This window comes from Halobacillus sp. BBL2006 (assembly GCF_000786645.1).
Taxonomy (GTDB): domain Bacteria; phylum Bacillota; class Bacilli; order Bacillales; family Halobacillaceae; genus Halobacillus.
Map to the genome: position 1 here is coordinate 1 of NZ_JRNX01000351.1, position 10,803 is coordinate 10,803.

General features: G+C 42.8%; 7 protein-coding genes. 1 reads left to right on the forward strand and 6 read right to left on the reverse strand.

All coding sequences use genetic code 11. The annotated features are described in order from the left end of the window. The 4 genes from LD39_RS10995 to LD39_RS23570 form a co-directional block, all read right to left on the reverse strand. The coding region (locus LD39_RS10995) for a HutP family protein (RefSeq protein WP_035546256.1) at nucleotides 1–354 on the reverse strand (354 nt) is incomplete at its 3' end. Nucleotides 355–498: 144 nt separating this feature from the next. Further along, nucleotides 499–1,071 (reverse strand): ATP-dependent Clp endopeptidase proteolytic subunit ClpP, encoded by a 573-nt coding sequence (clpP, locus tag LD39_RS11000; protein ID WP_035546259.1) that lies wholly within the window; start codon nucleotides 1,069–1,071, stop codon nucleotides 499–501. Nucleotides 1,072–1,089: 18 nt separating this feature from the next. Continuing rightward, entirely contained in the window at nucleotides 1,090–1,743 is a 654-nt protein-coding gene (locus LD39_RS11005; RefSeq protein WP_052158823.1) for a sigma factor-like helix-turn-helix DNA-binding protein, read from the reverse strand. Nucleotides 1,744–2,011: 268 nt separating this feature from the next. Continuing rightward, nucleotides 2,012–3,046, reverse strand: coding sequence for an S-layer homology domain-containing protein (locus LD39_RS23570; RefSeq protein WP_052158824.1), 1,035 nt, complete (start codon nucleotides 3,044–3,046; stop codon nucleotides 2,012–2,014). Between the two features lie 500 nt (nucleotides 3,047–3,546). Here LD39_RS23570 and LD39_RS11020 point away from each other — a divergent pair, with 500 nt between their 5' ends. Continuing rightward, nucleotides 3,547–5,622 (forward strand): 5'-nucleotidase C-terminal domain-containing protein, encoded by a 2,076-nt coding sequence (locus LD39_RS11020; RefSeq protein WP_231572559.1) that lies wholly within the window; start codon nucleotides 3,547–3,549, stop codon nucleotides 5,620–5,622. A 53-nt stretch (nucleotides 5,623–5,675) separates the two neighbouring features. On the opposite strand, the gene LD39_RS21795 is transcribed toward LD39_RS11020, so the two are convergent. Next, entirely contained in the window at nucleotides 5,676–8,588 is a 2,913-nt protein-coding gene (locus tag LD39_RS21795; RefSeq protein ID WP_052158826.1) for a S8 family serine peptidase, read from the reverse strand. 125 nt (nucleotides 8,589–8,713) lie between these two features. After that, nucleotides 8,714–10,803, reverse strand: a 2,090-nt coding sequence (locus tag LD39_RS11030; RefSeq protein ID WP_035546262.1) for an immune inhibitor A domain-containing protein, incomplete at its 5' end; no start/stop codon positions are given.

The following is a 10,803-nucleotide window of genomic DNA, read 5'->3' on the forward strand; positions in this document are numbered from 1 at the left end:
AATCCAATCGCCTTCCTCTTCGCGGTCATAAGGCTCGCCGCGGACGATAGCGAACCGCAGTCCAACGGTGCGCATCATATTGCCGATACCAAGCTGGCCGCGCATCACACCTTCAAGCGACTCTAAAATCGCATGGTACAAGGCGTGTGTTTCCCTGTACACATCTTGAGAAATGATGCCATTTCGTTTGGCCGCTGTTTCTACGGCTGCAATCACCTTCTGAATATCCATAGAGCCTGCTTTTCCCTGACAATACTGAACTTCTTCCAGCGAAGCTGTAAAAGGCTCAAGCTCATCAGGGGTGAGAGAAGCCACCAGCATAGCCAGTTTGCCAATTTGAATTTTTTGCGTCATCTAATTCACCACATCTCATAACTAATAACTACTTAAATTGTAACCGCTTTCTTAAATTTCTGTCAATGTTGTTAAATGGAATAAAAAACCACCTCAGGTCATCCAAAATCTGGATGACCTGAGGTGGTTATATTTCCCAATCTATCACAAAATTTGATCAATAATGCCATAGTCTTTGGCTTCTTTGGCGCTCATAAAATAATCGCGCTCCATATCTTCGCGTACTTTATCAGCCGGCTGCCCTGTATGATCAGCAATGATTTGGTTGACCTGGTCCTTCAGCTTTAAGATCCGTCGTGCGGAAATTTCAATATCGGTCGCCTGACCTTTTGCACCTCCGAGCGGCTGGTGAATCATCACTTCACTGTTCGGCAAAGCGTAGCGCTTCCCTTTTTCCCCTGCCAGTAACAGAACGGCACCAAAAGAAGCTGCCATTCCCGTACAGATCGTTCGTACATCAGGCTTGATATGCTTCATCGTATCGAATATTGCAAAGCCGGCCGATGTCGAACCGCCTGGACTGTTAATATATAAAGAGATATCTTTTTCAGGATCATCTGCAGATAAAAATAGCAGTTGAGCGACGATACTGTTTGCGACTTGGTCATTAATTTCATCACCTAATATAACAATACGGTCCTTCAATAACCGGGAAAAAATATCATAGGAACGTTCACCATTTTTCACTTGTTCAATGACATACGGAATCGTTGCCATCGTGAAACCTCCTGAATCCTAAGCAGCTATACACATAGGAGAGAAGCTCTGGTTTTTGGAAAAGGATTTCTTCGTAGAAGGAAACTCTTCAAGCGTTAGTATGACTTGCAGCAAATGGGTTGGATCATTAGCCTTTAAGGCCTCTAAAAATAAGGAATGCAAAGTATCATAGATCTCTTTTTTCACAGGTTGAATCGATCGGATTTCATCCGTTTGAAGCCTTCGCCGCGCCCGCAACAAAGCACCCTTCACCGCTTCTTCACTCATACCGAGGCAATCAGCTAATTCGTGCGCCTTGTATTGAAAGGCTTCTTTCAAAAAGAAAATGATCGCCTGTTTTGCCGTCAACTGAGTCAACAGGTGCTCAACGATGCCTTCATCTAATTTCCGTTCTTCCGTTGTCTCTCGCTCTTCTACGGATTCGAGGAGTTCCTCCTTTTGTTGTTTACGAACTTTATCGACCCATGCGTGATAGGTCACTTTCTTCAAGAGGGCCATTGACCATTCGCTTTTTGGGTACTTAAGAAGGGCTTTTATAACGGCCTCCTGCGCTAAGTCTTCTCCATCCCATCGATCTTTAGATAAAAATAAGCCATACCGCTGCAATTGTTCCCACCAATTTTCCGGAAGTTGGTGTTCGCTTTGTTTTTTTATGACGGTTAACCGGTTCATCCTTCTACTCCTTTCCAAACCTCTCACCCTTATAAACGGTTGAGCAGCTAAAAAAGATAGGGGTTATTTTAAAAATTTCCACGCCGTCAACAATCCAATGATCCATAATGGAATCGAAATCAACGTTCCCCATAAGCATCCTTTATAAAAATTCGGTTCAGACATGTACTTCACCTTCCAATATCCACGTATTACTCATTACTATACCCTGTTCAGAGATCCCATACCTAAAAGAAGCTGCTAAGGTTCAGACCTCAGCAGCTTCTCTTTATTTCTGTATAAACATTTGCGTCCAGTAATGTCCGTAGGGGCCTCCCTCGACATATCCGATACCGATGTGCGTCAAATCACCATCTAAAATGTTTTTTCTATGACCTGGACTATCCATCCAAGCATTCACTACCCCTTCTGGTGTCCTCATCCCTGCAGCAATATTCTCTGCTGCACTTTGATACGTAATGTTATATTCCCCCATCATATCAAACGGCGAACCATATGTAGGGGATTCATGTGCAAAATAACTATTTATTATCATATCCCGTGATTTATATTGGGCGACCCGAGAAAGAGACGTGTCAATAGCCAGCGGTTCTAATCCTTGGCTTGTTCTTTCTTCATTCGTCAATTCCACCACTCGCTTTTCAAATGCCGACAATTCGTGGTTACTGAACCCGGCAAGACGTTCTGATTCATTTATGAACGTATGGTTCATCGTAGCTGCCAGCGTCACGGAGAATTCAGCTCGATTAATGCTTTGGTTCGGCTTGAATAAGCCGTCGGGATATCCATTGATAATATGCTGTGAAGATAAATCAAGTACTGATCCTTTTGCCCAGTCAAGAGAAGTTATGTCGCTGAAGTCCACCGAATCATCTGCCCTTTCAACACCGTAAGCATTATCAATGATAACGGCTGCCTCCGCCCTCGTAATTGGAGCTGAAGGTTTGAATGTTCCATCCGGATATCCTTCGACCAATCCTTTTTCATTGGCGACAGCGATAGCATTAGAATAATGGCTGCCATTAGAAACGTCCTTAAACTCAGGTGCTTGATCCGCTTTCGCATCTGGATAGAGACTATTGACAAGCATAAGTGCCGCTTGAGCACGAGTCACGTTGTCCTTCGGTCCAAATTGACCATCGCCATACCCTTGAATAATACCCTGTTCACTTAAATACTCAATTTCTTCATCTGCCCATGGGACTTGATCGACATCCTGAAAAGAATCTGATGCACTTACCGTACCAGAAAAAACAGAAAACATAAGAGCTAAAGAAAAAATCGTCGAACCTGTGACTTTCAATGTGATTCCTCCTTGTTTTCATGAAGCCTTTTAAAAGCTAGTTTCATAGATAATATTCGATGGCAGCTACATCTAATTGAGGGTGTTCACTATAATCTTCGACTCCACTTTTTGAATAGGGTTGTTAATTATTCTTTTATATTCCCCCTTTAAGCAGAGACCCCTTTAGAATTTTTGTACTGCTGAGATCCCGCAAATTGTTAGACCGAGAAGGCTTAGCTACGCTCATAGAAAGAGAACTTTTTTCAAACAATGAACGATTTATAATCCCTTTATTCCATAATATTACACTTATACTGAATAACTTTTATGGTCCAATTTATTCATTTCTGAAATTAATCTATCAAAATTCAATAAGGGCACATTTTAACAGTTAAATTATAGATTCTGTAATTATTTTGTAAAATTATCTACTAATCTGGTGTAATGAATCGATTTCATAGATTATAATAGGAACTGTTGGAAAAACTAAACATAACAAGGAGGAAATTTTAGTGCACATGCTTAAGAAAAGTGCCTTAGCTCTATTTGTCGTCCTTTTGGCCCTTTCCGGCTTCAGTACTATGAATGGTTCAGTATTTGCAGCCGATACCACGAAAATCACTATCCTACATACCAATGATTCACATGGTCGTGTATTCGAGGGGCCTTACGATGGAATGGGCTTTTCAAAATTAGCGACATTGGCGGAGGATAAACGAGCAGCAAACCCGAATACCTTACTCTTGGATGCAGGAGATACCTTCCACGGAACACCATTTGCTACACTTGAAAAAGGTTCAAGCATCGTCGATATTATGAACCAGCTTGAGTATGATGGAATGGCAGCAGGTAACCATGACTTCAACTATGGTCAGGATCGCCTTCTTGAACTGAGAGATATGGCAGACTTCCCTGTCATCAGTGCTAATATCCGTCATGAAGATACAAATAATCAATTCTTAAACACTCACTTCATTAAAGAAGTTGACGGCATTAAGATCGGAGTGTTCGGTCTGACTACGCCAGAAACCACTTACAAAACTAACCCGAACAACATTACAGGACTTGAATTTACAGATATCGTTGCAGAAGGAAAAGCTATGGTCAAACAGCTTCGTGAAGAAGAAAATGTGGACATGGTCATCGCCCTTACTCACTTAGGAACAGATGCTTCCAGCACAGAAACTTCAATCAAGCTGGCAAATAATGTAGAAGGCATTGACCTGATTGTTGATGGTCACAGCCACACAGTTGATCACACAAATGACAATGGTACCGAAACAATGATTGTCAGTGCAGGGGAATATACAAAAAACCTCGGCATCGTAGATCTTGAATTTGATGCAGATAAGAACTTAACTAGCATCACACCTTCTCGTATTACAAAAGAAGAAGCAGCAGACACTAAAAAAGACCCAGAAATGGAAGATGTCATCACTGATATTGAAGCTGAGCAGGATGAAATCATGTCCGAGGTCGTTGGAAGTTCTGACGTTATCCTTAACGGTGAACGCGGATCCGTTCGAACAAGCGAAACGAACCTTGGTAACCTGATCACAAACGCAATGCTTAAAGAATCAGATGCAGACCTTGCGATTACAAATGGCGGCGGCATCCGTGCCTCCATCAACAAAGGTGAGATCACATTGGGTGAAATCATCAATGTATCTCCATTCGGCAACTACCTTGTTACAAAGAAAATGACAGGACAGACTGTCAAGGATGCACTTGAGCACGGAGTGAGCGATTACCCTGCGACAAAAGGTGCATTCCCTCACGTAGCAGGTATGACGTTCTCTATCGACCCTAAAGCTGAAAAAGGAAATCGTGTGAAAGACTTGATGATTCAAGGAGAAAAAGTCGATCTTAAGAAAGAATACACCGTAGCTACGAATGACTTCTTAGCTGCAGGTGGAGACGACTATACGATGTTCCCTGATACTGAATTAATTAATGAATACGGAGCTCTTGAAGAGATCATGAAGAGCTACATCAAAGCGAATTCCCCTATTAACCTGGGTGATGAAAACCGTGTAAATATTTATCTTCCATTCACAGATGTCAGTCGTGACAACTGGGGATACGATCACATTGAACGCCTTTACGGCCATGGGATCGTCAATGGAATGACGGAAGATATGTTCGGACCTAAGAAAACGCTGACTCGCTTACAATTTGCTGCCATGCTTGTTCGCGGCCTAGGCTTAGAAGCAACAGAAGAAGCTCCTTTCTCTGATCTGAAATATGTAAGAGAGGACATGCAAGAAGCGATTAACGCTGCGTATGAGAATGGATTGATCAAAGGCCACGAAGACAATACGTTCCGTCCTAACATGGAAGTAGAACGTAACGAAATGGCTTTGATGATCAAGCGTGCTTATGAAAAACAAACGGGTACGACGGTCGGCGGTACGAACAACTTGCCATTCACAGACCTTGATAATGTTGACCGCGAAGCGCTTAATGCAATTCAAGACGTCTACTCCCTTGGGTTTATGCAAGGACATAATGAAACAACATTCGAACCATTTGGTGATGCCACTCGTCAACAAAGTGCTAAAGTGATTGATTTGTTCCTGCAAGAACTTCAATAAGAAATCTATATCATAAAAGGCTTCCCCATATTCAGGGAAGCCTTTTTGTTTGTTCAAGGACGATAGTCTTCATTTAATACACGGGCAACCATAACAGCGAATTCGGACCTCTGAATATTGTTTTGCGGCTTAAATGTCCCATCAGGATAACCATTAGTGATTTGGTTAGCAACCAATTTTTCAACAAATGGATAAGACCAGTGGTCAGTTTTCATATCCGGAAAAGAAACGTTGCCTGTCCCGCTCAGTTGATAAGCTCTGACTAGAATGGCAGCCATTTCTTCACGGCTCAATGACGCATCTGGCTTGAATGTATCCTTACTATAGCCTGTGATGAATCCATTCTTTGCAGCTGCACCGATATATTTATCTGCCCAATGATAAGAGGAGACATCTTCAAAATTGGAGGACTCCAATGGCAGGTTCATTTCACGAACGATGATGGTTGCTGCTTCCGCTCGAGTAATTTTGTCGTGAAAACCGAAATTACCATTCGGATATCCATTGATCAAGTTTTTACTGACCAAGTAATTGATTTCTTCCTCCGCCCACTGTCCTACTACGTCCGGAAAACTCTTCGGTGTTTCAGAGATCATATAAAAGAACGTGCTTACATCACTCTTCACACCATCTATAATGGATACAGCCTTAATCGTCGTATCTTGTTCGACCAAAATGGAATCCGTATATTCTTTTCCATGATTCAGATCTGGAGTAGTGCCATCTAATGTGTATTTAATCGATGCTTCTTCTTGCGGTGCACTTAATTGTACACGGATGGACTGTTCGTATTCTCCAGAAGCATAGTTCGATTCCGGCGGATCGACTTGAAGAGGTTCATCAACGTAGTCGACCGAAAAGACGTACGGGTTTGGATCCGCGTATTCATAATAATTCGCCAATACAACATAGTGGGTGCCTGATGAGACTTGATTGAACGTTTCAACATTATACTTAAGATCCTCATCTGCGAGACCAACGACATCCGCCACTTCCATGACTTCTCCATTATAGTCAAGTAACAAAGCAAGAGGTTCATTATCAGCTGCGTATTTGCTCGTTGCCGTAGTGATCGCTAAACGGCCGGGTTCGGGAAGTTCGACTTCAAATACATCATAATCCTGATACGTTTGGAAGTACCCTCTTCCAATGGACCCGAACGAAAGAAAGTCCGCATACCCGATCGTGTCATTCGGTTCAATTTCATCCGTGACCCCTGGGTCATCACTCTCGTCATACGCTTTGGTAAAAGTAAGTGAATAGGCTTCACTAGACCAATGACTATCGTAATCTACCACCCTAAAATAGTAAGTTCCTGCTGCTAAATCAGTGGTAGAGGTTTCAGATTCACCCATTGAATTGTTATCCATTACGAGTTGCTGAGAAAATGTATCTCCATCATCTTTATAAAGCAGCCCGACGATATCGATCGGAGTCGAAACATTTTTGAGCTCCAGGTTTACCGTTGTTGGAGAATCTAGGCGGAAGCTGTACCAATCTTCATCTCCCGGCATTTCGAATGCCTGGTTTTGAGTAGACTTAAGAGGCTCGGCTTCATCGAACCAATTCCCAGCGTCTCCCGAGAGTGATGGACTCGCAGCTTTTAGTGCAAGATTTGCGTTCACCAGCCCGTACCCATCCAATGGGTTCCATACGCCTGAGGATAGTTTTTTAGTACTAGACTCCAGGGCATACTCGACTTGCTGCGGACTCCAATCAGGGTATTCAGCTTTTAAAAGAGCTGCCACACCGCTCACTAGCGGAGCAGAAAAAGAGGTTCCGCTCCCTGTTTGATATCCACCATAATAACTTGTACTATAAAGGTCTTGGCCTGGCGCGGTCACATCGATGCTCGCACCAAAATTAGAAAAATCTGCTTTGTTATCATATCGATCTGTTGCGGCAACACTGATGACAGGCAGATAAGCGGAAGGATACAGCCGGTCATTTGTTGACTCATTTCCTGCAGCTGCTACCAGCACAATTCCTTCGTTATAAGCATCCCATAAGGCATCTATTTCTGCATCGCTAGCTTGGTAAGATCCATAGCTCATGTTGATAACATCCGCACCCTGATCCATAGCGTAATAAACACCGTTAAGGATACTGCTTAAACTTGCTTCTCCATCTCTATTCATCACTTTTACAGGAAGAATGTTCGTCTTATGATCGACGCCGACGATTCCGGATTGATCCTCGTTTGCTGCAATCAACCCTGCGACATGTGTACCATGGCCATTATCATCACTAGGGTCACCATCCCCATTGGAAAAATCAAAGCCTTGTAACACCCTCCCCTGTAAATCAGGATGCTTGGCGTTCACCCCTGAGTCCAACACAGCCACGGTAACATCGCCCGAACCTCTTTGATTGTCCCAAGCCTGTTCCATATCAAGCTTATCTAAATACCACTGTTCGTCGTAAGAGGAGTCGGAAGGGATGTATGAAGTTTCTTTTATGTATTCAGGATCAGCCATCTTTACAGCCTTATGATTCCTAATTTCCTGCAGCTTTTTGTTATAATCAACATCTTCTGGTACTTTTACAATTTGATAATCTCGTTCAGCTAATGCTTTAGGAGTGGCGATCTTTTCTACTTTTAAATCTTTAAAAAGGATCTTATCTTGTCCATTCGTTTTCAGTAAGATTCTGCGGTCGTGCACGTCACTTAAGTTAACATCTGATAAACTGCTAGATTGATAATCTTTTGGTTTTCTGTAATTGAGCGACCGCTTCAAATCCTCTTTTGAGTAAGTTTTTAGATTACGACTTTCATTTTTCATGTAAGTCTCTTTCAATTGGTTCTCTACCGAACGACTTGAAAAAGCTCGTTTTCCGCTTTCTTTTTGTACATGAACCGATTGCATGGAATTACTCCATTCCCCTTCTGCAGCTAATACATTTGAAGGAACTAGTAAACTTACAACCATTAAAACTACCAACAATTCAATTCCTACTTTTTTCACATAAGCAACCCCTAAGACCGATTTCAATTCTATTAAACTATAACATTTATGGAACTTATCACCTAATAATGTGAATCGAAAGCATCAAAAAAAGCCCCTGCATAGCAGAGGCTTTTTACGTGGTCTTATTTAAAGATCAAAACTTTACCGACTGTGCCATCTACACTTTGACCAGTAACCCGGAATTTCAAACCGTATTCTGGGACGTCACGTCCAGCGTCGACAAGACCTTCGTTCGAATAGTCTGCGCTATCATCAAATAACGGTGTGCGCTTCGTATAATTATCTTTCATAGTTACACCTAGAAGATTAGTGTAATCCAAGTACATTTTCTCAGTTTTCTCCAGGCTGAATGCAGCATCGTGAACTTGATAGCGAGTATTAGCTACAGAGCCATCGCTCCATTCGTTAATCTTCTGATCCGCATCCACGACACCTAGGAAACCATCTCCAGGGTGAACGCCTGTCCAGTTTTCAGAGTACTGGTTGTCTACATACCAGACGACAAGACCTTCATCGAATGTCATCAAGCTGTCACCACGGCGGATATTGGCAAGACCTTCATCAACACCGTTGTGGCTGCGCCATTCAAGCAGGTAGTAGTGTTCGGAGCGCTTGATACCATCATTTTTCGTGAATCCATCAAGAGAAAACTTAGCATCGCCTTCTGCATCGTCAAACACCACTTCTTCACCGTCGACAACGATGGAAAGGTCATCCGCATACAGACCCGGGTTAGAAACCGCGCCGTCTGTCACATATTCAATCGCTACTTCTACTTCTTGACCTGCGTAGTCAGAAAGATCAAAGGAAGCATCGATCCAGCCATTGGATGAACCAGTGATACCATTACCTAAGTTAGAACCATATGGGTCTTCATTTGTTGTAATGTCGCTGGCGATTGGTTCACCATCAACCGTTACATAGGCGTAATCCCAATCTTTTTCAATGTCATACCAAGCTTTGAAATTAAACTCAGCAGATGTAGCATTCGTCAAATCAACCGTTTTAGTAAGGTAATTGTGTAAATCATCTGCACTTCCAGAGAAGTACTCATACTCACCGCTTGCCGGCTCGTTGATTACTGTCTCTTTTTGTGGAAGATTGACTTTTACTACGTCATTGTTTGTACCTTTGGTTGCTGCTTCATCAAGCAAAAATTGAAGGCCTTTTTGGTCAACATCCTCAACATTAATTTCTGTTCCAGATAACCAGTTTCCTTCTGTGCCTTCGCTATCGACAACTGCTGAAGCTTGCAGCATTTCTTTAGCATAAGGACTGAATCCTGTTGGCATAGATCCAGGAATATCTCCTGCCCAGCTTCCGCTTGCCATGATAGACCAGTAACTTACCGGTTCACCGGCTCCAGAGTACTGTGTATCATACTCATCTGGTAGACCTAGGTCATGACCGAATTCGTGTGCCATAACACCAACTGCTCCATCTTCAGGCTCAATCGTATAGTCATAAGCCGCCATTGAACCGCCCCAATAACCGACCGTTGCTTCTGTTCCTGCAATTGGAGTTACTCCACCAAGATTCCAACGGTGAGACCAGATCGCGTCAGATCCTAGAGATCCGCCGCCAGCTTCTTCACCAACACCAGAGTGGATAACCATCAAGTGGTCAACAAGACCGTCTGCTTCAAGATAATCTCCATCACCATCTAAGTCGTAGCGATCCCACTGGTCGTAATCAGCGATATTTACTTTTGGATCAGCAGCAGCAGCTTTCAGTGCTTCTTTTACTAATCCACGAGCATTGACATCACTATCGTCTTCCGTAGGATAGTTGCCGCCATAAGCAGCTGCTGGTTGACTCGCTGTGTACCATCCAGCTACTTCCCCTTCGACAGAATAACTACCGCCTGATTGCTGCTCGTAATATTGTTTCATAGAATCATAAGTTTCTCCGTCTGGACCAGTCCAGCCTCCATCACCGAACAACATGTCCTGATAATGTTCACGAGAATATGCATCTTCCCCGTCATAGTACATGTCTGTCTCATCCGCAGTCATGGTATTGTGAGGCTTGTCCGGATAATCGACAAGTAAGACTAGAACTTTATCCGTACGCATTTCCCCGTCATAAGCTTCTTCTTCGACAGAATTAGGAGTATCTGCTTGTCCTAATTTATTTCCTTTACCATTTTTCAAGCTATCATTTTCCATAGCTTCTTTTAATTTCGCTTTATTTTTCTTCTTTTCATCCGCTA